Origin of the sequence: Sphingomonas cavernae (assembly GCF_003590775.1) — a bacterium.
GTDB lineage: Bacteria > Pseudomonadota > Alphaproteobacteria > Sphingomonadales > Sphingomonadaceae > Sphingobium_A > Sphingobium_A cavernae.
Genome location: NZ_QYUM01000004.1, coordinates 596451 through 621808 on the forward strand (window position 1 = coordinate 596451; position 25358 = coordinate 621808).

Genomic DNA, 25358 nt, shown 5'->3' on the forward strand with positions numbered 1-25358 from the left:
ATCGAGCGGTTTGGCCAGCCGCTTGGGCGTAAATTTGCCTCCGGTTGGCCCGCGGCTTTTGAAGGGATGCAGCTTGCTCCGCGTCAACAACGGCTAAAGCGCGATGCAGGGCAGCGTGACGTCCCGCTTCGTGATCCCCCCATTTTTAGGGGAAGTGACGAATGCAAAGACACGTTTTCATGACAGGCTGATCGGTTTTCCGGCTGAAGCGTGACGTGCAGCGCCGTGCCCGCATTTCTGCGGCGGCGGTGCGTCCGTGCGCGCCGAAATCCTGAATTATTTTTTCTGACTGCGTGCCGTGGTGCGCGGTGCCCGGGGGCGTGCGCTTCCGGTCTTGGGGGACTGTGAAAAAGACAATGCGTAAAACACCAACAAGCCATCTTGCGACCTTCAATGCCGCCTCCGCGCTTCTTGCGCTTGGCGCAGCGCTTGCCTTTCCTGCAGCGGCACGTGCCAGCGACGTCGATGCGCCGGCTGCGCCTGTAGCGGCCGACGCTGCGGTCGATACCGCCGACATCGCTGAAATCACGGTTACCGCGCGCCGCCGCGAGGAAAGTGCGCAGGACGTGCCCATCGCGCTCAGCGTCGTGGACGCGAACACGCTTGAGGCGACGGGCAATTTCACGCTGGGCCAGGTCCAGCAGCTCGTTCCTAGCCTTCAGGTGTTCAGCTTCAATCCGCGCAACACCAACATCAACATCCGCGGCCTCGGCTCCAACGTCGCGCTCACCAATGACGGGCTGGAGAACGGTGTCGGCATCTATATCGACAATGTCTATTACGGTCGCGTCGGCCAATCGCAGTTCGATCTGGTCGATCTTCAACAGATCGAGGTGCTGCGCGGTCCGCAGGGCACGTTGTTCGGCAAGAACACGACCTCGGGCGCAATCAACATCACCTCGCGGCTGCCCAGCTTCGCTCCCGAATTTTCGGGCGAGGCAACGATCGGCGACTATGGCTATCATCAGGTACGCGGCTCGGTTTCGGCGCCCATTCTGGGTGACAGCGTCGCCTTCCGCCTGAGCCTCGCCGATACCCACCGCGACGGCTTTCTCTACAACGTGACCAAGCAGCGTCACGCGCAGGATTATGACAATTTCACCGCGCGGGGCCAGTTGCTCATCAAGCCGAGCGAAGATGTCGCGATCCGGCTGATCGGCGATTATTCGCAGCAGCGCCAGAACCATGTTCTCAATGTCTTCGCCAACTATTTCGGCACCTATGACAATGGCGCGCCGATCCTCAACAACTTCCTCGATCGCGCCGCGCGCGCCGGCTACACGCCACTGCCCGTCGCCCCCTTCGAGCGATTGGGTGATGCTGACGGGCATTATCAATCCAACATGGAGGGCTATGGCCTGTCGGGCCAGCTCGACTGGGATTTCGGCAAGCTCGCGCTCACCTCGATCACCGCCTATCGGTGGTGGGATTGGAATCCCGCCAACGATGGGGACTCCACCGCGCTGCCCGTCATCACCAAGGCGCAACAGGCCAATCGCCAACGCCAGTTCAGCCAGGAAATCCGGCTTGCTTCCACGGGCAGCAACACGATCGATTATGTCGTCGGCGCCTATTATTTCTGGCAGATCATCCGCGGCTATGGGGCTACCGCCTATGGATCGGCTGCGGCCAACTGGAATCTCCCCGCGGTACCGGCCGTGGTCGGCAATGCAGCGCTCGACGGCTTCGAGGCCAATTCCACGTCGACGCCCGAGACCAAGAGCTATGCGGTCTTCGGCCAGGCTGACTGGAACATCAGCGACGCGCTGAAGTTGACGGTCGGTCTGCGCTTCACGCATGAGAAGAAGTCGGGCGCGTTTGAACAATTCCATGTCGCCGGCGTCGACCTGTCGACACTGCCCGCCGCCCAGGCGGCTGCCGCACTCGCAATCCGCAACCAGTTCAACCCGGTCACGAGCTTCTCCACCAGCTTCAGCGACGACAGCCTTTCCGGGTTGATCAGCCTGTCATACCGGGTGGCGGAGGACGCGTTGCTCTACGGCACCTATTCGCGCGGCAACAAATCGGGCGGCCTCAACCTCACCGCGCTGCCCCCGGGCATCGAGCCCGATATCCGCCCCGAAGAGATCGACAATTTCGAGGTCGGGCTGAAGAGTCAGTGGCTCGATCGAGCGCTGACCGTCAACCTCGCCGGCTTCTGGACCGAGGTCAGCGACTATCAGACCGCGATCACCGAGCAGGTCCAGAACACCGTCAATTTCCGCCAATATATCGCGAACATTCCCAAGGTGCGCTCGCGCGGCTTCGAGGCCGATCTGGTCTATGCGCCAACCGAGTTCGTCAGCCTGACGGCTTCTGCAGCCTATACCGACGCCACATATCGCGACTATCGCAACGCGCCCCAGGCTCAGGAGAACCTCAACCTTGGCGGCATCCAGGACCTGACGGGCGAGCAGCTCTCGGGCGTTCCCAAATTCACCTACACGCTTGGCGCGGATCTCGCCCAGCCTGTCGGGGAATGGGGCGGTCAGGGGATCGAGGTGTACGGGCATGGCGATTTCTCGCACCGCTCCTCGTTCAACACTTCGGCGACCAATTCGCGCTTCGCGCAGATCGCGGGATATGGCCTGCTCAACGTCCGCTTCGGCGTCCGGTCCGATGACGATCAGTGGGATCTCTCGGTCTGGGCGCGCAACCTGACCGACGAGAATTATTTTCTGACGCTCAGCCCCGCCAACACCGGCGCCGTCACCGCGCTGGTCGGCGAGCCGCGCACTCTGGGCGTCACCCTTCGGACCAAATTGTGAGGTGAACAATGGCGACCGTGCTTTCCCTTGGACGCGTCTCTTCCACCACGGCGGCGGTCGGGGAGACTGACGGCGAAAGGTTGAACGGCTGGCGTCTCGCCGCCTTCTCCTCCTTCGCGGTTCCGATCTATGCGGCACAGATGCCGCTGGGCGTCCACGTCCCGGCTATCTACGCACAGCACTACGGGATCCCGCTTGCCACACTCGGATTGATCTTCCTGTTCGAGCGGCTCTGGGGGGCGGCGGCGGATCCGTTGATCGGCCTGTTGAGCGATCGCACGCGCAGTCGCTTCGGGCGCCGGCGCCCCTGGATCGTCGCGGGCGCCGCGCTCTACGGATTTGCCGCGGCCGCGCTCTTTTTCCCATGGGGCGGCGTCAACGCGATCTCGCTCGGGATCACGCTGTTCCTCTTCTACCTCGGCTGGTCGATGATGCAGATCCCGTGGCTTGCCTGGAGCGGCGAGATTTCTGGGCGCTATCACGAGCGCACGCGCATCGCGACCTATGGCACCGTCGCGGGCTCATCGGCGCTGCTGATCGTTCTCGTACTGCCGACGATCATCGACCAGCTTCGACCCGGTGACGCACCCTTGAAGCTCGCGGCGATGGGCGGTGTGGTGCTGATCTCGCTTGTCGTCACACTCGCGCTCGTGCTCCGCGCCTTTCCGGAGACGCCCGCGCCTGTCGTCCCCGCGGCGCGGCTGCCCTTTCGACAAGCCGTCGCGCTCATTGCGCGTGAGAAGCTGCTGCTGCGCGTCATCGGCTCGGACTTCGCGGTGACCTTTGGCCAGCTCGTGCGCAGCACACTGATCGTCTTCTTCGTGACGAGCTATATGGGCCGCCCCGAATGGGCGAGCGGGCTGTTCCTGCTCCAGTTCGTCTTCGGCATCGCCGCCGGGCCGATCTGGATGCGGATCGCGCTGAGCCTCGGCAAGCACCGCACGGCGGTGCTGGGTGAGCTCGTCCAGGTTGCGATCAATCTCGCCCTGTTGCTCGTCGCTCCCCACAATTTCGCGCTGCTGCTCGCGCTCACCGTCGCGCAGGGTCTGGCGCAGGGGTCGGGAAATCTGATGCTGCGCGCGATCGTCGCCGACGTCGCCGACAAACACCGGCTCGACACGGGAGTGGACCGCACCGCGCTGTTCTTCTCGGTGTTCAGCCTGACAAGCAAGGCCGCCATGGCCGCGGCCGTCGGCGTTGCGCTCCCGCTCGTCGCCTGGCTCGGCTTCGATCCCAATGGCACCAATACGCCCGAGGCACTGACCGGCCTGCTGTTCGTCTTCGCGCTCGGGCCCGCCATCGCGCACGCGGTCTCCGCCTGGCTCATCCACGGCTTCCCGCTTGATCAGAAACGCCACGCGGAAATCCGCCGCGCGCTCGACGCCCGCGAGCACGGCCTCATCCCCGCCGAATGAAAGGAGAGTTGCAATGACCATCCATGAACGCAATTTCGAGATCGACGACAGCCTGTTCGACGTCACGCCGCTCCAGCCGAGCCTGGGCGCGCTGATCACGGGCATCGATCTCGCCGAACCACTCGACGACGTTCGGCTCGCCGGGCTGCAAGCCGCACTGTTGCGCTACCGAGTGCTTTTCTTCCGCGATCAGCATATCACGCGCGAACAGCATATCGCCTTCGGCGCGGCCTTTGGTGAACTCGAGGTGCACCCCGTCTTTTCGCACCCCGATTATCCCGAGATCCTGCCGCTGGTCTCGCGCGACTTTGTCGGCAAATATCGTCAGACGACCGACAGCAACTGGCACGCTGATACGACCTTTCGAGAAGCGCCGTCCGCTGCGTCGATCCTGCGCGCGCACGTCTCACCATCGCTGGGCGGGGACACAGTCTTCGCCAATGCGGTCGCCGCCTATGAAACGCTCGATGACGAGACCAAGGAACGGATCGACGGGCTGACCGCGATCCACGATCCCAGCGTCTTCATCCAGTTCCTCGACACCGAGGAAAAGAAGCAGGCACTGCTCAGCCAGTATCCGCCCGTTGAGCACCCTGTCGTGCGCATCCATCCCGAGACCGGGGAGAAGGTGCTCTACGTCAATTCGGTGTTCACGCGCCGCATCGTCGGGCTCGATGCCGAGGAGAGCAATGCGTTGCTGCTCCGGCTCTTCGATCAGGTGAAGCGCCCCGAGTTCCAGGTGCGCTGGAGCTGGCGTCCCGGCTCAATCGCCTTCTGGGACAACCGCGCGACCCAGCACTACGCCGTGCCCGACTATAACGAGCCACGCCACATGGAGCGCGTGACCGTCATCGGCGACCGGCCTTTGGGGCCCGATTTCGACCTCTGAAAACTTACTTCCCAAGGAGACAAGTCATGACCGTGCTCACCCATGATTTCATCAATGCCCGCGAAGCCGAAAGCCCGCTCGACATCGTTCCCGTCGCCGGGCGCATCGGCGCCGAGATCCGTGGCGTCGAGCTCACGGGCGATCTCGACGACGCGACGATCGCCGCGATCCGCTCGGCGCTCGTGCGACACAAAGTGATATTCTTTCGCGATCAGGTCGAGCTCGACGACGCGCAGCAGGAAGCCTTTGCCGAACGCTTCGGCAAGCCTGTCGCGCATCCTACCGTCCCCGTCGTTCCGGGCAGCAAATATCTGCTCGAGCTCGACTCAAAGGAGGGCTACGCCGCGTCGAGCTGGCATACCGACGTCACCTTTGTCGACGCCTATCCCGAAGCCTCGATCCTGCGCGCGATCACCATCCCGCAAGCGGGTGGCGATACCGTCTGGGCCAATGGCGTCACCGCCTATGAGGAGCTGCCCGAGAGCCTGAAAACGCTCGTCGACGGTCTCTGGGCGCTCCACACCAACGCCTATGACTATGCGGCGACGTTCTCAGGCGCGAGCCGCAAGCAGCTTGAGCAGCACCGCAGCGTCTTTGCCTCGACCGTCTACGAGACCGAGCATCCTGTCGTGCGCGTACATCCGGAATCGGGCGAGCGCGCATTGCTGCTCGGTCATTTCGTGAAGAATTTCGTCGGGTTCAACAGCGCGGACTCGCAGCGACTCTTCTCGATCCTGCAGGATCACATCACCAGGCCCGAAAACACCGTGCGCTGGCGCTGGCGTGCAGGAGATGTCGCGATCTGGGACAATCGTTCGACCCAGCACCGCGCGATCGCCGATTTCGGGCTTCAGCGCCGGACCCTTCGCCGCGCCACCATTGCGGGCGACGTACCGATCGCGATCGACGGCAGCCGCAGCCGCGTGATCAAGCCCGAACGCGCGCAAACGCTCGAAGCCGCTGAGTAACCGGGAAACCCTCCCTCCCGGAGACCACTGGGCCGCGATCCAATCCCCCACGATCGCGGCCCCCTTTTTCAAAGGATTCGTCGATGCGTCGACTCAAGTATGCAATTGCCGTGTTGTCGGTCTGGGCTGGCCCCGCCGTCGCCGAGACGCCCGCCCGCCCCAATTTCCTGATCATCGTGGCCGACGATCTCGGCTATTCCGACCTCGGCGCCTTTGGTGGAGAGATCGACACGCCCAATCTCGACGCGATCGCCAAACAGGGCGTGCGCCTGACAGCCTTCCACACCGCGCCCACCTGCTCGCCGACACGCTCGATGCTCCTTTCGGGCACCGACAATCACAAGGCAGGCCTCGGCACCATGGCCGAGCTGATCGCCCCCAACCAGAAGGGAAAGCCGGGCTTCGAGGGCTATTTGCGGCCCGAGGTCGCGACGCTCGCCGAGCTCCTCGTCGCCGGCGGCTATCGCACGCTCTATTCTGGCAAATGGCATCTGGGACTGACCCCCGCGCAGGATCCGAGCGCGCGCGGCTTCCAACACAGCTTCACGCTGCTCCAGGGCGGGCATAATCATTTCGGTGTGGGCGTCTCGGATGATCCGATCAAGGGATCGACGTATCGCGAGAATGGCAAGGCCGTCGCGAAACTGCCCGACAATTTCTATTCCTCCGATACCTTCGCGACCAAGCTGATCGACCAGATCCGTGCGACGAAAAGCGGTGCCGAGGGCGCCAAGCCCTTCTTCGCCTATCTTGCGTTCACCGCACCGCACTGGCCGCTTCAGGCCCATCCCGAGGACATCGCGAAGTATCGCGGCCGCTATAACGAAGGTTTTGAAGTTCTCCGCGCGAAGCGGCTCAAGCGCCAGGCCGAACTCGGCCTGATCGACGCCTCCAGGGCGGCGCATCCACCCGTGCTCAAGAATGGCGGCTGGAACGCGCTCTCTCCCGAGCAAAAGCGCACCGCCGCGCGCGATATGGAGATTTATGCCGCAATGGTCGACCGGCTCGACCGCAATGTCGGCCGCGTCGTCGAAGCGCTGAAGGCGACGGGAGAGTATGACAATACCGTCATCCTCTTCCTCGCCGACAATGGGGCGGAGGCGCTCGACATCAACGCGACCGAGATGGTCGGCATCAAGGATCGCGCTGCGGCCGCCGACAACAGCTTCGCCAATCGCGGCACCGCGACCTCCTATATCGGTTATGGCCCCGGCTGGGCGCAGGCGGCGACCGCACCGTCCTGGCTCTACAAGGCCTATGCCACCGAGGGTGGCACGCGTGCCGTGGCCTTTATCAACCACAAGGATTTCAGTCGCCAGGGCAGCATTGGCACACCCTTCCTCACCGTGGCCGACGTCGTGCCCACCTTCCTCGATCTGGCGGGCGTTCCCGATCACAAGGGGCAGTTTCAGGGGCGTACGGTCGAACCGATCCGGGGCAAGAGTTGGGTGCCCTGGCTGGCGGGCAAGGCCGAGCGCGTCTACGCGCCGGGCGACGCGATCGGCACCGAATTGTTCGGATCGCGCGCACTACGCCAGGGCGACTGGAAGATCACCGATACCGGTGACGGCCAGTGGAAGCTGTTCAACATCGTCGAGGATCCCGGCGAGACACGCGACCTGAGCGTCAATCAGCCCGCGCGCCGCGCCGAACTGATCGCGCATTGGGATGCCTATGCAAAGGATGTCGGGGTGATCATTCCCGATCAGCGGATCTATCGACCATGAAGGCGGGAGCGATTCAGTCGGCCGACCTATCCAGCAGCAATGATCGGATGACGCGCTCTCACGCTATCCAGCACGTGCTCAACGCGGGCAATTTCGCCGGCACTGCCGACAGGCGTCACCGACCAGTTGCAATGAGGATGCGTCGCAAGGCTGTAAGCTTTGACGCCGCCGACGACGATACGCCAGCGGCGGCGGTTACCGGCTTCGCGGGTCAAGATTGTGACGAGAAGATCTTGCAGGTCGCTGGCGGTCATATCGCGGCAGCATGTCGTCTTGAACGCCCGGCTTTGCAACACCCCGGCCAGATGAGAAGATCAGCAATAGGCTTTTAATCGGATTTCGCTACATATCGCGTCCATGGGGCATCCATTTCATCTGGAGCACGCGACGATCGGCCATGGAGCGAAGCTGTCGAGTTCGTGGCAGCTCTCCCACACATGGCCGATCCCTGCCCTCATCCAAACTGCCGACGCCTTGCCCGACGCGGCTCCATTCGCGCCAGTTGCGGATTTCGAACAAATGCGGAGCATTGCTGGATTCGGCGCATGGGAGTGCGACCTGAGAGACAATGGCTTGCGATGGACCGGCGAAGTATTCGATCTGTTCGGCTTGCCAAAGGAGGCCAGGGTCCACCGCGCCGAAGCCGTCGCGATTTATGACGATGAGTCGCGCGAAGCGATGGAATTGCTTCGCGCATACGCGATAAAGCACCGCCGCGGCTTCACGGTTGATGTCCGTCTGGTGCGGCCTGATGGCCAGCACCGCTGGATGCGCCTGACCACGAGCCTCGCCTGCGAGGGCGGTCGGCCGTCGCGACTTTACGGTACGAAGCAGGACGTCACGTTCGAACGCGCGCGTCGCGAGACATTGAAGGGCACGTCGGGAACCGACCAGCTCACCGGACTGGCCACGCACACCGCGCTGGAAGCCCGGCTGTCGCAAGCCGCCACAAGCGAGCACCAGTCGCCCGGAGCTCTGCTCGTGATCGATGTCGAACATATAGCCACGATCCGTCGGGAGTTGGGCGATGCCGCGGGCGACGCTTGCCTTGACACGATTGCGTCGAGGCTTGCCCACGATCGCGAGGACATACTCGTCGTCGCGAGGATCGACGATTATCGATTCGCTGTCCTTATGGGAGTCTCGTCCGGACCGCGGACGGTTGAGCAAGCGTGTCGACAGCTCGTGCGTGAGATATCTCGGCCAATTTACTGGCAAGGATATTTGTTGCGTGTCGCTCCGTTGGTTGGAATGGCGCGCGCGCCCGAATCCGTAGCATTCGAGGCAGAGCTGCTCGTCTCCGTCGCGGTTGCAAGAGCTGAGGCGGCGAAACGGCGAGGCCGCGGGATCGACAAAAAACCGCGAACCCTTTCACTGATCCCATAGCTCGCCTGATATGCGTCCGTCGCAAAATTCGGGCGTCGCTCTCCGTCCACGCGATCTTGCACGCCACATGTGTTCAGGGGCGGGGGCATTCGCTAATTTGCGGACACACTGAGGCCCACCGGGTTCGAGGACAACATGGAATGAGCGACCCGGCGAAGGACTTCGGGACTTACGACTATATCATCGCTGGCGCCGGTTCGGCAGGCTGCCTGCTCGCCAACCGTCTCTCCGCTGATCCGGGAAATCGGGTCCTCGTGCTCGAGGCCGGGGGAAAGGACGACTGGATCTGGTTTCACATCCCGGTCGGCTATCTTTTCGCGATCGGCAATCCGCGCGCGGACTGGATGTTCGAGACCGTCGAAGAGGCCGGGCTCGACGGGCGCAAGCTCGCCTATCCACGCGGCAAGGTGATCGGTGGCAGTTCAGCCATCAACGCCATGATCTACATGCGCGGCCAGGCCGCGGATTACGACGGCTGGCGCCAGCTCGGCCTGACCGGCTGGGATTGGGAGAGCGTCCTGCCCTATTTTCTGCGCCATGAGGATCACGTGGCGCCCGACAGCCAATACCACGGCGCGGGCGGCGAATGGCGGGTCGAGCATCCGCGCGTGCGTTGGGACATTCTCGACGCCATTCGCGCCGCGGGCGCTGCGGCCGGCATAGCCCCTGTCGACGATTTCAATAGCGGCGACAACGCGGGCTCATCCTACTTTCAGGTCAATCAGCGGGCGGGCCGTCGGGTCAGCGCAGCGCGTGCCTTCCTCAAGCCCGCGCTCAAGCGGTCGAACCTCAGGCTCGAAACTGGTGTCGAGGTCGAACGCGTCACCTTCGACGGCAAGCGCGCTACCGGCCTGATCTTTCGCCGCGATAACGAGCGCTTCGAGGCTCATGTTCGGGGCGAGGTCATCTTGGCGACAGGTGCGGTGGGCTCGCCAAAAATCCTTCAGCTTTCGGGCGTGGGCGATCCCGAAGCATTGCGCCGCTTCGACGTACCGGTCATCCATGAGCTGCGCGGCGTCGGTGGCAACCTGCAAGACCATCTGCAGATCCGTCCCGTGTTCAAGGTGTCCGGGGTGCCCACGCTCAACACGCAGTACGCCAATCTTTTCAGGCGCGCAGGCATGGCGCTTGAATATGCCTTGTTCCGCAGAGGGCCGCTGACCATGGCGCCCTCGCAGCTCGGTATGTTTGCGAGATCGTCCGAAGACTATGCTACCCCCAATCTGCAGTTTCATTTCCAGCCGCTCTCGCTCGACAAATGGGGCGACGGCCTGCACGCGTTCGGCGCCTTCACCGCCAGCGTCTGCAATCTGCGGCCGGTCAGTCGCGGCCGGGTGGGCCTGACGAGCGCCGACCCCGCCGCGCCGCCGCTGATCGCCCCCAATTATCTTTCAACCGACGAGGACCGGCGGGTCGCTGTCGATTCGCTCAAGCTCGCTCGCAGGATAGTGGCGCAGGCGCCGCTCGCCCGGTTCAAACCGCAGGAGTTCCGCCCGGGATCCGACGTCCGGACCGATGCGCAACTGCTGCACGCGGCCGCCGAGCTGGCCACCACCATCTTCCATCCCGTAGGCACCGCCGCCATGGGACCCGCATCGGACCCATATGCCGTGCTCGACGAACGGCTGCGCGTGCGCGGTATCGATCGCCTCCGCGTGATTGACGCATCGGTGATGCCCCGGATCACGTCGGGCAACACCAATGCACCGACGCTGATGATCGCCGAGAAGGGCGCGGCGATGGTGCTGGAGGACGGACGCTGAATATCTGGCACGGGAAGCGCAGGGAATGCGGAAGCAGGGATTGAAGCTGTATTTTGACGGCGGCTGCCGACCGAATCCCGGAGAGATGGAAACCGCCGTGGTCGCTCGGGGCGTGACCTATCATCGGTCGAATCTGGGGCACGGAACCAACAACGACGCCGAATGGCTCGCGCTCATACATGCCCTGAACGTCGCGCTGTCATTGGGTGAAACCGAACTCGAGCTGATCGGTGACTCGGCCCTTGTGGTCAATCAGGCAAACGGGGTCTGGAAATGCCGAAGCGCTGACCTGCGGACGCATCTCACCAAATTTGAGATTCTCGCCACGCATTTTTCCCGCATCAGGATCAAGCACATCGGCAGATCCCGGAATCTCGCCGGCATCGCGCTGGCCAGGCAACGTATCGGGCTGTGATGATGCGACCGCCTTTCCACCACGATCGCCATGCCTCGCGCACCACTGGCACCGATCCCAGGTCCGAAACGTGCCTCACACCTGGGTGAGAACGCCTCGATACTGCGGGTCTTCGAGCGCCATGCCCGCGCCCATGGCGACGCAGATCAAGGCATTGTCGGCAATGGAAACGGGCAGACCGGTCGCCTGCCCCAGCACCTGATCGATGCGGTCGAGAAGTGCGCCGCCGCCGGTCATGACGATTCCCTGATCCACGATGTCGGCCGCGAGTTCGGGGGGCGTATATTCCAGCGCCATCCTCACTGCCTGAACGATCTGGCTTACCGGCTCCGTGATCGCTTCGGCAATTTCGGTCTGGGTGATGGCGATCTCCTTGGGCACACCGGCTACCAGATCGCGCCCCTTCACGCGTAACACGGGACCATCTTTGGCTGGTATGATCGCGCTTCCGATGCTGTGCTTGATGCGCTCCGCCGTCGCCTCTCCGATCATCAGATTATGCTTGCGTCGGATATAGGAGGATATGGCTTCATCCATCTTGTCACCGCCGACGCGTACCGAATTGCTGTAGGCAAGACCGCGCAAAGACAGCACTGCGACCTCGGTGGTGCCCCCGCCGATGTCGACGACCATCGCCCCGATCGGCTCGGTAACGGGCAAGCCCGCCCCAATCGCGGCCGCCATCGGCTCCTCGATCAGATAGACGCGCGATGCCCCCGCATTCGATGCGGCATCGCGGATGGCGCGCCGCTCGACCTTGGTCGAACCCGACGGCACGCAGATCACAATCTCCGGCCGCCGCGGCATACGACTGGAACCGCCATGCGCCTTGGTGATGAAGTGTTTGATCATCTGTTCGGCGACATCGATATCCGCGATAACCCCGTCCCGCAGCGGACGGATCGCCTGGATATTGTCGGGCGTCTTGCCCATCATCAGCTTGGCGTCGCTGCCGACAGCCTTGACGCGTTTCACACCGTTACGTGTTTCGATGGCAACGACCGACGGTTCGTTGAGCACGATCCCGGAGCCGCTCAAATATACGACGGTGTTCGCGGTACCGAGATCGATCGCCATGTCATGGGAGGCGAACCTGAAGAAGCGGGAAAACAGCATGGCAGGAAGATGGATACCTCGCATCGGAATTGCGGCGCCAACAGACCAATGGGAGAAGCATCCGGGCGTGTGGCCGAGCGAAACCCGCTTGGGTTACGACCGCCTCTAAGTCAAGCCGCGCGCACAATGCCAGCCGGGTGACGCGGCGCGCCTTGCCTGGCGCTTCCATTTCCCGGTTTCCGGCGGCGATCGTGGCACATGAGATATGTGCCTTAATCCGCGAGATGCGACGAACACCCCCGGCTGCAGGACGAAAGGAAGCCGCGGCGAGCGCTACCGTGGCGCGGCGCTATAAGCCTCTGCCTGACGCAGCAATCGCAATACGTTGCCGCTCCACATCTTTTCGAGATCGGCTTCGGAATAACCCGCCGCGCGCAGCCTTTCGGTGACCTTGGGAAGCGCGCCGATATCCTCGAACCCGCGCAGGCCGCCGCCACCGTCCCAATCGGCGCCGAAGCCGACATGATCGACTCCCGCCACCTCGATGATGTGCAGAACGCTTTTCATGAAGGCTTCGAAATCGGTGTCCTGGATCGGCTGTTTCGCATCGAGCGCGCGCGTTTCTTTCGTCAACACCGCCTGATCGGCGGGAGAGAGCGATCCGATATGTTCCAGTCTGGCGAACAGCGCTTCACGCTCGGGGGTGAAGTTCATGGTCGTCAGAAACACGCTGGTGATGCAGATGACCCCACCGGCCGCGGCCAGCTTGCGAATGCGAACATCGTCGAGGTTGCGCGGATGGTTCCACATCGTTTTGGAGCCCGAGTGCGACAAGATCAGCGGTGTCTTTGACAACGCAAGCATCTGATCGAACGCCGCATCGGAGGAATGGCTTGCGTCGATGACCATGCCAAGCCGGTTCATCTCCGCCACCCATTGCTTGCCCAGCGGGCTGAGTCCGTTCCATTTCGCGGTGTCGGTCGCCGAATCCGCGAACTGGTTGTTTTTGGAATGCACGGGCCCCGCCATTCGGACGCCGCGCCGATAAAATTCGGCGAGCAGCGACAGATCCTCTCCCAGCGGATAGCTGTTCTCGATGCTGATATAGGCAAAGCGCTGTCCCGCCGCGTCGATGCGTTGCGCGTCGTCGGCACGGGTCGCGAGCGTAAGCCGCCCCGGATATTTGGCGACCGTCGACAGGATTTCGTCGGACCGCGTGAGCGCGAATTTGCGTGCCGTCGCATAGCCCTGGGGCGTCAACGGCCCCTGCTCGGTATAGATCACGAAGAACCCGCCATCGAGATCGCCTTCGTCCATCCGTCCCAGATCGACCTGCGCCAGATCCTCTTCATGGCTATGCTTCTTGCCGAAATCCCAGCCCGGCCGTGCAAAGTGCATCGAGGTGTCGAGATGCGTATCGAGCGTCAGCAGCCGCGCATGGAGCGCAGTTGCGTCAGCCGACGCCTCCTGCGACTGGGCCATCGCGGGCGTCGACAGGCCGAGCAGCAGCGCAAGCGTCAGGCAATGCTTCATGGGGTACTCCGAAAAAAGGTCATTCGCCCGTCATGTTAACCCGGGCGGCGGCAAAGAACATTGCTTGCAATCGTCGAGCGCTTCATTGACCACCAGTTACGCGCTGTCATGGCCAGTTCCTGCTATATTGCGTCTTCGCGCAGCGTTTCGGATTGGGCTTGTGTGCGCCGTACGAGCCGGACGATGCCGATGGTCAGCAACGGCAGCACGTACACCACGAGGAAGATCGCCGCGAGCGCACGGTAGCCACTGGCGATCAGCGCGACGAGCCCGAAGCGATCGGCGACGAAAATGCATCCGATCAATAATGTTGCGGCAATCATGCCGCGTGCGCGCACGCCAAGGTCGCTGCCACGCCGCGCACGCCAGACGGCGGCGATGCGCTCGTTGATCGCGTGAACCGATCCCGTTCCGCTCTCCAGCAGCGCCGAGAAGATCATGAACTGGAACAGCAGGTGAAACAGCGGCATGTGAAGCTGCTGGAGCATGAAGTCCGACGGCAGCGTTTCCGCTTCGATCCCCGGATAGAATGCGATCATGCATACGAAGAACAGCACCGCGGGCGCCATTGCGAGTGGCCCCGCTATCAGCCCCGAGACGATCGCGTCGCGCTGGCTCGTCATGTGGCGCATCACCGGCAGGATCACCACCGCGCCGATGATGTTGTAGCTCGCATAGGTGATGCCGCCGAGCGCCCAGCCGTCAGCGGGCGCGGGAATTGCGAAATTGGCCGCGATCCGGTCACCGAAGCTGCCGAGCGCCAGCACCATGAAGATCGCGTAGACGCCGTAAAGCAGGAAGGAGACATATTTGAACAATGCCTCGACCGAAGCGTTGCCGAACGCCGCGAAGGCGGCGATCGCGCCCGCCAGCAGTAGCGTTCCCGCAAGCGGCGGCCAACCGAACATCGCAGCCCCGATCGCCCCCGCCGCCGCGCCGAACACCGACAGGATCAGGATCACGAACAGCACATAGGATATCTCGAAGACGAGCCAGCCTGGCCCCAGCAATCGCACGAAAAAGCTGCGATAGTCATAGGCCTGCATCGCACGCGCGAAGGCAAAGGTGACCGCCGCGATCACGCTCCACAGCACCATCGCCAGCAGCATTGCGGCAAGACCGCCCCATGGCCCGCTTGGCAGGAAGAATTCGGCGATCTCGCGACCGGTGGCGTAGCCGCCGCCGATGACCACGGCCTTGAATGCGAATCCGGGCAGCAGAAAACGCTGAAACCAGGTCGATGTCGGCATATGTGCGGCGCTCCCCATTATGTTCAGCCCAGGCAGTTTTCGACCAGCCGGTCGAACGCCGCACCGCCACGGATCGGATCGGCGACGGGCAAGCCCAGCCTTTCGCTTTCCGCCGCGATCAGCTTCGCCGCTTCCGCGTCGTTCAGCCGCGCGGTGTTGAACGAGACACCCCCGCAGCGGATGGCCGGATTGGTGCGAGCGCCGAGCCTGAGCGTCAAGTCGATCGTCTCGTCGACGCTCGGCAGCTCATAGCCCGCTGTGCCAAGCATCGCGGTGCGCCCGGGTTCGTGGCAGACGACGACCACGTCGGGCTGGCTGCCATGGAGCAGGCCGAGCGACACCGCTGCATAGGCGGGGTGAAAAAGCGATCCCTGTCCCTCGATCACGTCCCAGTGATCGGAGCCGGCATCGGGGCTCAGCATTTCGGCCGCCCCCGCCTCGAAATCCGAGACCACTGCGTCCATCGGCATGCCGCCGCCCGCGATCATGATGCCCGTCTGGCCGGTGGCGCGGAAATCGCAATCGAGTCCGCGCGCGAAAAAGGCGTTGGCGAGCGCGAGCGCGGTGTATTTCTTGCCTACAGCGCAATCGGTGCCGACCGCGAGCAGCCGCTTGCCCGCGCGCTTGCGACCCGTGCCGACCGGAATGCCGGTCGGGGGCGTACGCACGTCGATCAGGCGGCGCCCCTGCGCGGCGGCAGTATCGGCCAGCGCGGGCAGCGCGGCGAGCCCCATGTGCATGCCGCTCACGATGTCGAGCCCCGCTTCGAGCGCCTCGACCAGCGGCGCGATCCAGGTGTCGCCGATCACGCCACCGCTGTTGGCGACACCGATCACCAGCGAACGTGCACCACGCGCCCTGGCTTCGGCAGGGCTCATGCGCTCAAGCCCCGTGCTGACCGCGGCGCCGTCGCAGGCGAACTCGCCTACGCACTTGCTCCCCGCCCAATCACGCAAGCCGAACGCGGTCTTGGCATAGCCGGGTTCAACCACGTCGCCGAGAAAGAGCAAATAGGGTTGAGGCAGGGTGGGAGCGACGTACGCGTCTTTCATCAGCTTTCCATCCCCGCCCATTCGTACATATTATCCTAATTGAGACAATAAAGTCCCAATTAGAAAATTGTCAACGCGATTAATTGCGATCTGGTCATTCAGCGTGGGATCGAGCAATGACGCCGCCCTTCATCACGAAAGCCATCGATTCCAGCGTGCGGACGTCGGCCAGCGGATCGCCCTTCACCGCGATGATATCCGCCGCCTTGCCCGCGGTGAGCGTTCCCACTTCCTGTTCAAGACCGGTATGCGCCGCACCCCAGACCGTCGCCGAACGTATCGCGTCGAGGGGGGTGAGCCCTGCCTTCACCATCAGCGTGAACTCGCGCGCATTCTGGCCATGCGGCGATACCGCTGAATCGGTTCCGAAAGCGATCCGGACGCCGCCTTCGTGCGCGCGGCGGAGCGCGTCGACCATGAGCGGCCCCACCTGACGCGCCTTCGCGCGCACCGGCTCAGGCATCCAGGCAGCGGTTTCCGCCTGACGTCCGACGGTGTCGCCGGCCATCAGCGTTGGGACGAGATAGCTGCCCTTGGCCTTGAACAGCCGGATCGATTCGGCGTCGAGATAGGTCCCATGCTCGACTGAATCCACGCCCGCGCGCAGCGCGGCATTGACGCCGTCGGTGCCGTGCGCGTGCGCTGCTACCTTTCGGCCCAGCCGATGCGCGGTCTGCACGATCGAGCTCAGCTCCTCGTCACTCATCTGCTGACCCAGCCCGGCCGAGGTGTTGGACATCACGCCGCCTGTCGATGCAGTCTTGATGATGTCGGCACCCTGCTGAATGGCTACACGCACCGCGCGCGCACAATCGTCGGCGCCCGAACACAGCGTGGGCGACCGAAACAGCTCGAGGATTTCGTGGCGATAGCCATGCGCATCACCGTGCCCGCCATGCGCGGCGACGCCGCCCGCCGCAATGATCCGGGGGCCGCTGACCTTGCCCGCCGCGATCGCATCGCGCAGCGCGTTGATTGCCTCTACGTCGGCCCCCAGATCGACGACGGTCGTGAAGCCGGCGCGCAGTGTACGCTCCGCATAGACAACGCCGTCGAACGCCTGGTCGGTCGTTGATTTGGTCACCGCGTCGAGCCGGCTTGAGGGGCTGGATTCAAAGGTGATGTGCACATGGCTGTCTATGAAGCCGGGCAGCACGAACGCGTCGCGCAGGTCGATCACCTTCGCTCCATCCTCGGCAACGAAACCATCGCGGATCTCGACGATGCGGCCACCACTGACGACGATGGTCTTGGCTTTGTCGACGCGCCCGCTTGACGGATCGGCGAGCAAGCTGCCGGCCTGGATGAAGGTGCGCGGTTCGGCATTGCCCTGCGCCGATGCCGGCTGCGCGCCGGCGGCAAACATTGCTGCCGCGAGCAATATGGTCTTCTTCATGGTGATCCCCTTGATTTCCGATCGGCGGTTCGGCGGGACGTCGCAGCGCGTTTACAGGGAGCACGCGACGCCCCGCCGAATTCCGCTGGCCGTCTCTGAGAGCATGCGACGGCCAACGAAATACTGTGCTTCAGTAACTCACCCCAAAGCTGATGAGCTTGAAGCCCAACGCTGCCCAGAGCGCGAAGAAGGCAGCGAGCACGAGCACCACGCTCCACAGCCTGGAGAACCACCCGCGCTTGCCTTTCAACGCGCGCCAGGCGTTCCAAAGCGCGATCCCCAGCATCCCGAAAAATGCGACCACGCTCAGGATCTGGAGCAGATAGACCAGCCAGTCGAGGCGCCCGCTCAGCAGATCATAGTCGGACATCATCGCGCCGATCGCCGCCGCCCAGCCGATCAGCACCGCCACGACCAACGCAGCAAAGCCCCGTACGAGACGATAGGCGCTGAGGTCATCGCCCGCGAAACCGAGCTTCGCACCGTAGCGCCGTCGCGCAATCGCTCCGATCGGCCACGACAGCGCGGTGATCGCAAGCGCGCCGATGCTCAACAGCAGCACGGGCGTCAGCCACGCGGTCGAAAGATACCATGGTGCAGGCTCAAGCATCATGAAGGGCGAGATATCGTCGAAGCTCAGCCGCACGACCTTGCCGTTGACCACTTTGGCAGCCATCCGTTCGTGCCCGCCAACCTCGCGCCAGACAAAGGGCTCAGTCTCCACCCATTTGCGCGGCGCGCCGCCCAGTCCGGGAATGAAGCCGATAAGCGGGCCGTTCTGAGCGTCCAGGCCGACCTTCACTTGCCCCACCAGGCCAAGCGCCCTGAAGAAGCTCGAGTCCGCGCGGCGCGTGTTGACATAATTGCCGACAAGCATCCGCGCATGCTCCGCGGCGATCTTGGCGTCGACGCGCCCTTCAGCGATGGTTGCAGGGAAATAGCGATCGGCAAATTGCTCGAAGAGCGCGGTACGGATCGCCCCCGACGCACCTTGATTGCCCGCGCTGTTGACCGAGATGTAAACGCCCGTCTTGTGCGCAGGGAACAGCCAGAGATAGCTGTGGAACCACTGTGTGTCGCCGCCATGGCCGATCGCGGTCTGGCCGTTAATCTGCTGCTCGTAGAAGCCCAGCGCCATGCGATTCAGCGGCGGCACCATGTCGAGCGTGGTGGTGTGCATCATCCTCGCGGTTTCGGGTTTGAGCAGCACGCCGCCATTGTCGAGATGCGCGATCATGAATTTGGCCATGTCCGCGCCCGTAGCGGCGAGGCTGCCCGCGGGTGCCTGGCTGACGAACTCATAGGGCTTGGGATCTCCCGATCCACGGGCATAACCCTTCGACATCAAGGACTGGAGACTGGCGGGAAGCGGCTGGCGGAAGCTCGACCGCGTCATCCCGATCCGCTGGAAGATGTTGCGCTCGACATAGTCGTCGAACGGCAGCCCCGACGCACGCTGGACGATATAACCGGCGAGCGCGGTGGCATAGTTGGAATAGGCCGGCGTCGTTCCCGGCGCAAAAATGCGCTCAGGCGTCCAGCGCTTCATCAGCTCGCCGAGCGGGACTGCGGCCTTGGGGTCCGATGTGATCAGGCCGCGGAGCGATTCCTCGAAACCCGCGGTATGCGTCATGATATTCCTGAGCGTGATCGGCTTGCCGTCGCGCGGGGGAATCTTGAAATCGAGATAGGCGTTGACGTCCTTGTCGAGGTCGAGCTTGCCTTGTTCGACGAGCTGCATCACCGCGGTCCAGGTAAAGAGCTTGGAGACCGAGCCCGGACGGAACAATGTCGCGTTCGGATCGACCGGCTTGCGCGTGGCGACATCGGCAAACCCATAGCCGCGCTGCGTCAGCACCTGGCCATCCTTGACCACGACCACCACCGCGCCCGCCACGTCGCCGCGCTGGAGCGCATAAGGCATATAGCCATCGAGCCAGGCATCGACATCGGCGCGGGTGAGCTGCGGCGTGCCGGGAATTGGTGCTGCCGCTGCCGCTGCGGGCGCTGTTGTGAGAGCCGGCGAAACGGGCGTGGGTTGTTGTGTAAGCGCAGGCATGGCCGCCAGTCCGGCCAACGCGGCCAGCCCTGCGACCGCGATCTTGATCGAACGCATCGAGTCCCTCCCTTCCCCTGTTCCCGTCGCGCAAAACACTCGACATTTGCGCGCCACGCTGCGACGGAATATTATATTGATAAATGACGCGATATTGTCCTAATCGAGATATAATGAGCCCAATTAGAAAAATGTCAAATGATGCGTTTTTCCTGACCCTTCCCTGCGGAAAGCGGCGTGCCGTATGAAATCCGATCAACCCACTTTGGGCATGCTTCTGCGCGGCTTGCGCACGCGCAACGACTGGACGCTCAAGGAAATGAGCGACAGATGCGGCATTCCCGTGTCGACGCTGTCAAAGGTCGAGCACGATCGTTTGACGCTCACCTATGACAAGCTCCAGCAGTTGAGCCAGCGGCTGAACATCCGCATGTCCGAGCTGTTCGCCGAGGGCGACGCAGGCCCCGAAGCGCCCGTCACGGGACGCCGCAGCATCGGCAGCCTCGACCGCGCCATCCGCGTGAACACGAGCAATTACGACTATTATTATCTCTGCACCGAACTGCGCCGGAAGCGCATGATTCCGCTGATCACGCGGATCCGCGCGAAGTCCGCCAAGGAATTCGGTGAGCCCGTTCGCCATCCCGGCGAGGAGTTCGTCTATGTCATCCGCGGACGGATCGTGGTTCACACCGAATTCTACGACCCGTTGCCACTCGAAGAGGGCGAATCGATCTATCTCGATTCGAGCATGGGCCACGCCTATGTCACGGCCGACGGTTGCGACGAGGCTATCGTTCTCGGTGTATGCTCGAGCGCGGAAAACGACCTGATGGATTCACTGATGAACCTGCACGGCGACGACGCGACACTGGTCACCGAATAGACCGGATATCCTGGCTACGATTTGGCGGATTGCGATCGCCGGGGGGAAACATATCTATGATACCTCGTACGGCCGATTTGATGTACGGCCGGGGTTCACTTTGGGAGACGATCATTGACTGACGGCAGCAGCAACGCCGAAGACACCAACACCGATCGCCGCGACGCCGACGCAGGCAAGCGCGGACGCTGGGGCGCTGCCGGGCTTGGCGCCGCAATCGGATCGGCGGCGATCGTGGCCGCGCTGCTCTACGTCAAATCCTCAAAGGAAAAGAACAAGGACAAGCGCGAGAGCTGAGCTGAAAGGACGGGGCGCATGACCAGGGCAGTCGCACTCATTACAGGCGCGTCTGCCGGTCTCGGCGTCCGCTTTGCCGAAGGGCTCGCGGCCGAAAAACGCGACCTGCTGCTCGTCGCGCGGCGCGCCGACCGGCTCGAGGCGCTTGCCGCCAGATTGACCGCCGAGCATGGTGTCACCGTCGACGTCATCGCGATCGACCTGTCCGCCCCCGACGCACCGCGCACGCTAATCGACAAGGCGCATGCACGCGGCCTCTCGATTGTAACGCTCGTCAACAATGCGGGTTTCGGCGCACGTGGCGCGTTCGACGGCCTCGATCTCGCCAGGCAAATCGAGATGATCGATCTCAACTGCCGCGCGCTGGTGGCGCTGTGCCATCTCGTCCTGCCCGGCATGATCGCGCGCGGAAAAGGCGAGATCCTCAACGTCGCCTCGACCGCGGCCTTCCAGCCCGGGCCATGGATGGCGGTGTATTATGCGACCAAGGCGTTCGTGCTGAGCTTTTCCGAGGCGCTGCATGAGGAGATGAAGGACAAGGGCGTGCACGTGTCGGCACTCTGCCCCGGCCCCACCCGAACCGAATTCGCCGATGTGGCGAATATGAAAGATTCCGAGCTGTTCAAGCGCTTCGCCACCGACCCCGACCGGGTCGTGCGCGACGGCTTGACCGCGCTTCGAGCCAACCGCGCAGTCAAGGTGTCAGGCGTGATGAACGCGGCGATGGCGGGCTCGATCCGCTTCACCCCACGCGGATTGGCACGGCGCATCGCAGCGTCTCTGCAAAGGGCGCGCAGCGACTAGCGCCGCTCGACGCACCCCGTGTGATCGTCAATCGGCGAACAGAAGAACCGGCGTCTCCAGAAGCTTCCTGACCGCCTGCACATAGCTCGCCGCATCCCAGCCATCGACGACGCGGTGGTCGCATGAGATCGAGAGGTTCATGAGCTTCGCGACCGCGATCTCGCCGTCCTTGATAACCGGACGCTCGATCACGCGGTTGGGCCCGATGATCGCGACCTCGGGCCGGTTGATGACGGGCGTCGTCGCGATGCCACCGAGTGGGCCGAGCGAGGTAACCGTCAGTGTCGAGCCGGACAGTTCCTCCGACTTCGCCTTGCCGCTGCGCGCGGCGTCGGCGAGGCGTTTGATCTCGGTAGCGAGCTGCCAGACGTTCCGGTCCTGCGCGTCGCGGATCACGGGCACCATCAGGCCGGCATCGGTCTGCGTCGCCATGCCCAGATGCACCGACCCGTGACGCGTCACCACGCCCGCCTCGTCGTCGTAGCGCGCGTTGATCATCGGGAATTGCGGCAGCGCCTTGCAGATCGCGACGATCATCAGCGGCAGCATGGTGAGCTTGGGCTTGTCACCGCGATTGGCGTTCAATGCCTCGCGCATCGCCTCCAGTTCGGTGACGTCGATTTCCTCGACATAGGTGAAGTGCGGGATGTGGCGCTTGGACGCCTGCATGTTCTCGGCAATGCGGCGACGCATGCCGATAACCTTGATCGCCTCGTCGGCGCGCTTTGCCGACACGCCCGGCACGCGGAAACCCTGACCGGTGTTGTAGGTGAGGTACGCGTCGAGATCGGCATGGCGGATGCGATCGCCCTGCGCGGGGCGCACGTGCGAGAGGTCGATGCCTAGTGCCTTGGCGCGGTCGCGTACGGCGGGGGATGCGAGAACGAGGTGCCCGTCACCGCCGTCCAGGCTGTACGTTCCATGAGCCTTATCGCTGGCCCCGGTACCGCTCGGGCTGAGCTTGTCGAAGCCCATCCCTTCTTCTTTCTCTTCAGCCACCGGGCTGGAAGGCAAGGGTTGGGCTTCGACAGGCTCAGCCCGAACGGGTTGTGGAGCGGGAGCGACTTCGTCCGCCTTGGGCGCAACCTCGACTGCCACCTCGCCCTCGGTTTCGATCACCACGAGCATCGCGCCGATCGAGACGACATCGCCGACCTCGCCCGCGACCTCGACGACCTTGCCCGACACAGGCGATTCCATCTCGACGGTCGCCTTGTCGGTCATCATGTCGGCGATCTGCTGGTCTTCTTCGACCGTGTCGCCCACCTTGACGTGCCATGCAACGATCTCGGCCTCCGAGATGCCTTCGCCGATATCGGGCAACTTGAACGTGAACAGAGCCATGGCCGGTCAGTCCTTCATGATCTTCTTGAGCGCCTCGCCGATGCGGACAGGGCCAGGGAAATAGGCCCATTCGAGGCTGTGCGGATAGGGTGTGTCGAAACCGGTGACGCGCTCGATCGGGGCTTCGAGATGGTAGAAGCAGCGTTCCTGGACCAGCGCGGAAAGCTCCGCGCCGAAGCCCGAGGTGCGCGTCGCCTCGTGCACGATCAGACAGCGTCCAGTCTTTTTCACCGACGCCTCGATCGTCTCGATATCGAGCGGCACGAGCGTGCGAAGATCGACGATCTCGGCATCGACGCGCATCTCGGCGACGATGCTGGCGACGACGTGCACCATGGTGCCGTAGCACAGGATCGTGACCGCCTCGCCCTCGCGGACGACATTCGCCTTGCCTAAGGGGATCCGATAATAGCCCTCGGGAACCTCGCCGCCGGGATGGTTCGACCAGTTGCTGGTCGGACGATCATAATGCCCGTCGAACGGGCCGTTGTAGATGCGCTTGGGCTCGAAGAAGATCGTCGGATCATTGTCCTCGATCGCTGCGATCAGCAGCCCCTTGGCGTCATAGGGAGTCGAGGGGATGACGGTCTTGAGGCCTGATACGTGCGTGAATATGCCCTCGGGCGACTGGCTGTGCGTCTGCCCGCCAAAAATGCCGCCGCCGAAAGGCGAACGCACCGTGATCGGCGCAGTGAACTCGCCTGCCGAACGGTAGCGCAGCCGCGCCGCCTCGGAGACGAGCTGGTCGAGCGCGGGGTAGATATAGTCGGCGAACTGGATTTCGGGCACGGGGCGAAGGCCATAGGCGCCCATCCCCACCGCGACGCCGATAATGCCGCATTCGGTGATCGGCGTGTCGAACACGCGCGTCTTGCCGTATTTCGCCTGCAACCCCGCGGTTGCGCGAAACACGCCGCCGAAATAACCGACGTCCTCGCCCATGACGATCACATTGGTGTCGCGCGCCATCATCACGTCCATGGCGGAATTGATCGCCTGGATCATGTTCATGCGCTTGGTGTCACCGCGGCCGTCGGTGACGGTCTGGGCTTCAATCACGGTTTCCTCGCTCACAGCCCGGCCACCTTCTTCTCGTTAACCGCCTGCTCGAGCTGTTCCCTCAAGTGCCAGGGCATTTCCTCGAACACGCCCTCGAACATCGTCTCGAAGGGCTGGTGCATACCGTGGCCAAGGATGCCGTTCTTCTCGGCCTCCTTGGCGGACGCCTTCACGCGCTCGGCGAGCTCGAGGTCCATCGCCGCGTGGCGCTCCTCATCCCATTCTCCGAGCAGGATCAGGTGCTGTTTCAGCCGCGCGATCGGATCGCCCAGCGGCCAGTCGCTGCCCTCATTGGCCGAACGATACTGGCTGGGATCATCCGAGGTGGAGTGACCTTCGGCGCGGTATGTGAAATGCTCGATCAGCGTGGGCCCCTGATTGGTCCGCGCGCGCTCGGCCGCCCATTCGGTCGCGGCATAGACCGCGAGCGGATCATTGCCGTCGACGCGTAGCCCGGCGATGCCATAGCCGATCGCGCGCGCTGCGAAGGTCGTCGCTTCAGCGCCGGCGAAACCCGAAAAGGAAGAGATCGCCCACTGGTTGTTGACCACGTTCATGATCACCGGCGCGCGGTAGACGCTGGCGAAGGTGCACGCAGAGTGAAAATCGCCCTCGGCGGTCGAACCCTCGCCGCACCACGTCGCCGCGATGCGCGTGTCGCCCTTGGCGGCCGAGGCCATCGCCCAGCCCACCGCCTGCGGATATTGCGTGGTGAGATTGCCCGAAATCGAAAAGAAGCTGCCCTCCTTCGTCGAATACATGATCGGGAGCTGGCGCCCCTGAAGCCGATCGCCCTTGTTGGAATAGATCTGGTTCATCATGTCGACCAGATCCCAGTCTCGCGCGATCAGCAGGCCCTGCTGGCGGTAACTGGGAAAGCACATGTCGTCGCGATCGAGCGCGAAAGCAGCGGCCACGGCAATGGCCTCCTCGCCCGTACACTTCATGTAAAAGCTCGTCTTGCCCTGGCGCTGCGCGCGGAACATGCGCTCGTCAAACGCCCGCGTCAGCGCCATCGCGCGCAGCATCGCGCGGAGCCGTTCAGGCGAGAGCTTGGGATCCCAGGGGCCGACCGCCCTGCCCTCGTCATCGAGCACGCGGACGAGCGAATAGGCGAGGCCGTGGAAGCTGTCGGGTTTGGCGGAGACATCCGGACGTTGCGCTTCCCCCGCCGCGGGAATCACGAGATCGCTGTAATCCGCCTTGTCGCCCGGCCGGAATTTTGGCTCCGGCACATGCAGTGACAATGGCGGAAGATTGGCGCGCTTGAGGTCGCCTGCCATAATCTCTCCGT

The 25358-nt window shown here is 63.4% G+C and carries 21 protein-coding genes; 11 read left to right on the top strand and 10 right to left on the bottom strand.

Going from position 1 to position 25358, the window contains the following annotated elements; translation table 11 throughout:
• Positions 1–356 precede the first annotated feature (356 nt).
• From D3876_RS18195 to D3876_RS18215, 5 genes are all read left to right on the top strand, one after another.
• Entirely contained in the window at positions 357–2768 is a 2412-nt protein-coding gene (locus D3876_RS18195) for a TonB-dependent receptor (protein ID WP_119764915.1), read from the top strand.
• Positions 2769–2776: 8 nt separating this feature from the next.
• The gene (locus tag D3876_RS18200) at positions 2777–4183 is read left to right on the top strand and encodes an MFS transporter (RefSeq protein WP_119764917.1); all 1407 of its coding nucleotides are present in this window, start codon (positions 2777–2779) and stop codon (positions 4181–4183) included.
• Between the two features lie 13 nt (positions 4184–4196).
• Positions 4197–5072, top strand: coding sequence for a TauD/TfdA dioxygenase family protein (locus D3876_RS18205; RefSeq protein ID WP_119764919.1), 876 nt, complete (start codon positions 4197–4199; stop codon positions 5070–5072).
• Between the two features lie 26 nt (positions 5073–5098).
• Complete coding sequence (locus D3876_RS18210; RefSeq protein ID WP_119764921.1) at positions 5099–6040, top strand: TauD/TfdA dioxygenase family protein; 942 nt, start codon at positions 5099–5101, stop codon at positions 6038–6040.
• A gap of 83 nt (positions 6041–6123) precedes the next feature.
• Complete coding sequence (locus D3876_RS18215; RefSeq protein ID WP_119764923.1) at positions 6124–7767, top strand: arylsulfatase; 1644 nt, start codon at positions 6124–6126, stop codon at positions 7765–7767.
• 26 nt (positions 7768–7793) lie between these two features.
• On the opposite strand, the gene D3876_RS18220 is transcribed toward D3876_RS18215, so the two are convergent.
• Positions 7794–8021: a hypothetical protein gene (locus D3876_RS18220; RefSeq protein ID WP_119764925.1), complete on the bottom strand. Its 228-nt coding sequence runs from the start codon at positions 8019–8021 to the stop codon at positions 7794–7796.
• A gap of 103 nt (positions 8022–8124) precedes the next feature.
• Between D3876_RS18220 and D3876_RS18225 the strand changes: the two genes are divergently transcribed.
• The 3 genes from D3876_RS18225 to D3876_RS18235 all read left to right on the top strand — a co-directional run bounded on the left by D3876_RS18225 (position 8125) and on the right by D3876_RS18235 (position 11331).
• Positions 8125–9153 carry a GGDEF domain-containing protein gene (locus D3876_RS18225; RefSeq protein WP_119764927.1) on the top strand — a complete coding sequence of 343 codons (1029 nt, stop codon included), beginning with the start codon at positions 8125–8127 and terminating at the stop codon, positions 9151–9153.
• A 140-nt stretch (positions 9154–9293) separates the two neighbouring features.
• Entirely contained in the window at positions 9294–10916 is a 1623-nt protein-coding gene (locus tag D3876_RS18230; RefSeq protein ID WP_119764929.1) for a GMC family oxidoreductase, read from the top strand.
• 25 nt (positions 10917–10941) lie between these two features.
• Positions 10942–11331, top strand: a complete 390-nt coding sequence (locus D3876_RS18235; protein ID WP_119764931.1) for a ribonuclease HI family protein — start codon at positions 10942–10944, stop codon at positions 11329–11331.
• Between the two features lie 75 nt (positions 11332–11406).
• On the opposite strand, the gene D3876_RS18240 is transcribed toward D3876_RS18235, so the two are convergent.
• From D3876_RS18240 to D3876_RS18265, 6 genes are all read right to left on the bottom strand, one after another.
• Complete coding sequence (locus D3876_RS18240) at positions 11407–12447, bottom strand: rod shape-determining protein (RefSeq protein WP_119764933.1); 1041 nt, start codon at positions 12445–12447, stop codon at positions 11407–11409.
• Positions 12448–12720: 273 nt separating this feature from the next.
• The gene (locus D3876_RS18245) at positions 12721–13920 is read right to left on the bottom strand and encodes a dipeptidase (protein WP_119764935.1); all 1200 of its coding nucleotides are present in this window, start codon (positions 13918–13920) and stop codon (positions 12721–12723) included.
• Positions 13921–14042: 122 nt separating this feature from the next.
• Positions 14043–15170, bottom strand: a complete 1128-nt coding sequence (locus tag D3876_RS18250) for a YkvI family membrane protein (RefSeq protein WP_119764937.1) — start codon at positions 15168–15170, stop codon at positions 14043–14045.
• Between the two features lie 23 nt (positions 15171–15193).
• Entirely contained in the window at positions 15194–16222 is a 1029-nt protein-coding gene (locus D3876_RS18255; RefSeq protein ID WP_119765683.1) for an N-acetyltransferase DgcN family protein, read from the bottom strand.
• Positions 16223–16316: 94 nt separating this feature from the next.
• Complete coding sequence (locus D3876_RS18260) at positions 16317–17618, bottom strand: metal-dependent hydrolase family protein (protein WP_119764939.1); 1302 nt, start codon at positions 17616–17618, stop codon at positions 16317–16319.
• A 130-nt stretch (positions 17619–17748) separates the two neighbouring features.
• Positions 17749–19734: a serine hydrolase domain-containing protein gene (locus D3876_RS18265; protein ID WP_119764941.1), complete on the bottom strand. Its 1986-nt coding sequence runs from the start codon at positions 19732–19734 to the stop codon at positions 17749–17751.
• 184 nt (positions 19735–19918) lie between these two features.
• Here D3876_RS18265 and D3876_RS18270 point away from each other — a divergent pair, with 184 nt between their 5' ends.
• The 3 genes from D3876_RS18270 to D3876_RS18280 all read left to right on the top strand — a co-directional run bounded on the left by D3876_RS18270 (position 19919) and on the right by D3876_RS18280 (position 21661).
• The gene (locus D3876_RS18270) at positions 19919–20560 is read left to right on the top strand and encodes a helix-turn-helix domain-containing protein (protein ID WP_119764943.1); all 642 of its coding nucleotides are present in this window, start codon (positions 19919–19921) and stop codon (positions 20558–20560) included.
• 114 nt (positions 20561–20674) lie between these two features.
• On the top strand, positions 20675–20857 hold the full coding sequence (locus D3876_RS18275) for a hypothetical protein (protein WP_119764945.1): 183 nt from the start codon (positions 20675–20677) through the stop codon (positions 20855–20857).
• Between the two features lie 18 nt (positions 20858–20875).
• On the top strand, positions 20876–21661 hold the full coding sequence (locus D3876_RS18280; protein ID WP_119764947.1) for an SDR family NAD(P)-dependent oxidoreductase: 786 nt from the start codon (positions 20876–20878) through the stop codon (positions 21659–21661).
• A gap of 27 nt (positions 21662–21688) precedes the next feature.
• Here the strand turns inward: D3876_RS18280 and D3876_RS18285 are convergent, their stop codons facing one another.
• The 3 genes from D3876_RS18285 to D3876_RS18295 are packed head-to-tail and all read right to left on the bottom strand — an operon-like array spanning position 21689 to position 25347.
• The gene (locus tag D3876_RS18285) at positions 21689–23005 is read right to left on the bottom strand and encodes a dihydrolipoamide acetyltransferase family protein (protein WP_119764949.1); all 1317 of its coding nucleotides are present in this window, start codon (positions 23003–23005) and stop codon (positions 21689–21691) included.
• Positions 23006–23011: 6 nt separating this feature from the next.
• Positions 23012–24016 carry an alpha-ketoacid dehydrogenase subunit beta gene (locus D3876_RS18290; protein ID WP_119765685.1) on the bottom strand — a complete coding sequence of 335 codons (1005 nt, stop codon included), beginning with the start codon at positions 24014–24016 and terminating at the stop codon, positions 23012–23014.
• A 59-nt stretch (positions 24017–24075) separates the two neighbouring features.
• Positions 24076–25347 carry a 3-methyl-2-oxobutanoate dehydrogenase (2-methylpropanoyl-transferring) subunit alpha gene (locus D3876_RS18295; protein WP_119764951.1) on the bottom strand — a complete coding sequence of 424 codons (1272 nt, stop codon included), beginning with the start codon at positions 25345–25347 and terminating at the stop codon, positions 24076–24078.
• Positions 25348–25358: the final 11 nt, after the last annotated feature.

Bases quoted from the DNA above. Each gene is read 5' to 3' on its own strand.
- D3876_RS18235 (WP_119764931.1), top strand. From the start codon at position 10,942: ATGCGGAAGCAGGGATTGAAGCTGTATTTTGACGGCGGCTGCCGACCG.
- D3876_RS18195 (WP_119764915.1), top strand. From the start codon at position 357: ATGCGTAAAACACCAACAAGCCATCTTGCGACCTTCAATGCCGCCTCC.
- D3876_RS18210 (WP_119764921.1), top strand. From the start codon at position 5,099: ATGACCGTGCTCACCCATGATTTCATCAATGCCCGCGAAGCCGAAAGC.
- D3876_RS18205 (WP_119764919.1), top strand. From the start codon at position 4,197: ATGACCATCCATGAACGCAATTTCGAGATCGACGACAGCCTGTTCGAC.
- D3876_RS18280 (WP_119764947.1), top strand. From the start codon at position 20,876: ATGACCAGGGCAGTCGCACTCATTACAGGCGCGTCTGCCGGTCTCGGC.
- D3876_RS18295 (WP_119764951.1), bottom strand. From the start codon at position 25,347: ATGGCAGGCGACCTCAAGCGCGCCAATCTTCCGCCATTGTCACTGCAT.
- D3876_RS18255 (WP_119765683.1), bottom strand. From the start codon at position 16,222: ATGAAAGACGCGTACGTCGCTCCCACCCTGCCTCAACCCTATTTGCTC.
- D3876_RS18220 (WP_119764925.1), bottom strand. From the start codon at position 8,021: ATGACCGCCAGCGACCTGCAAGATCTTCTCGTCACAATCTTGACCCGC.
- D3876_RS18290 (WP_119765685.1), bottom strand. From the start codon at position 24,016: ATGAACATGATCCAGGCGATCAATTCCGCCATGGACGTGATGATGGCG.
- D3876_RS18200 (WP_119764917.1), top strand. From the start codon at position 2,777: ATGGCGACCGTGCTTTCCCTTGGACGCGTCTCTTCCACCACGGCGGCG.
- D3876_RS18230 (WP_119764929.1), top strand. From the start codon at position 9,294: ATGAGCGACCCGGCGAAGGACTTCGGGACTTACGACTATATCATCGCT.
- D3876_RS18270 (WP_119764943.1), top strand. From the start codon at position 19,919: ATGAAATCCGATCAACCCACTTTGGGCATGCTTCTGCGCGGCTTGCGC.
- D3876_RS18245 (WP_119764935.1), bottom strand. From the start codon at position 13,920: ATGAAGCATTGCCTGACGCTTGCGCTGCTGCTCGGCCTGTCGACGCCC.
- D3876_RS18260 (WP_119764939.1), bottom strand. From the start codon at position 17,618: ATGAAGAAGACCATATTGCTCGCGGCAGCAATGTTTGCCGCCGGCGCG.
- D3876_RS18225 (WP_119764927.1), top strand. From the start codon at position 8,125: ATGGGGCATCCATTTCATCTGGAGCACGCGACGATCGGCCATGGAGCG.
- D3876_RS18215 (WP_119764923.1), top strand. From the start codon at position 6,124: ATGCGTCGACTCAAGTATGCAATTGCCGTGTTGTCGGTCTGGGCTGGC.
- D3876_RS18285 (WP_119764949.1), bottom strand. From the start codon at position 23,005: ATGGCTCTGTTCACGTTCAAGTTGCCCGATATCGGCGAAGGCATCTCG.
- D3876_RS18265 (WP_119764941.1), bottom strand. From the start codon at position 19,734: ATGCGTTCGATCAAGATCGCGGTCGCAGGGCTGGCCGCGTTGGCCGGA.
- D3876_RS18240 (WP_119764933.1), bottom strand. From the start codon at position 12,447: ATGCTGTTTTCCCGCTTCTTCAGGTTCGCCTCCCATGACATGGCGATC.
- D3876_RS18250 (WP_119764937.1), bottom strand. From the start codon at position 15,170: ATGCCGACATCGACCTGGTTTCAGCGTTTTCTGCTGCCCGGATTCGCA.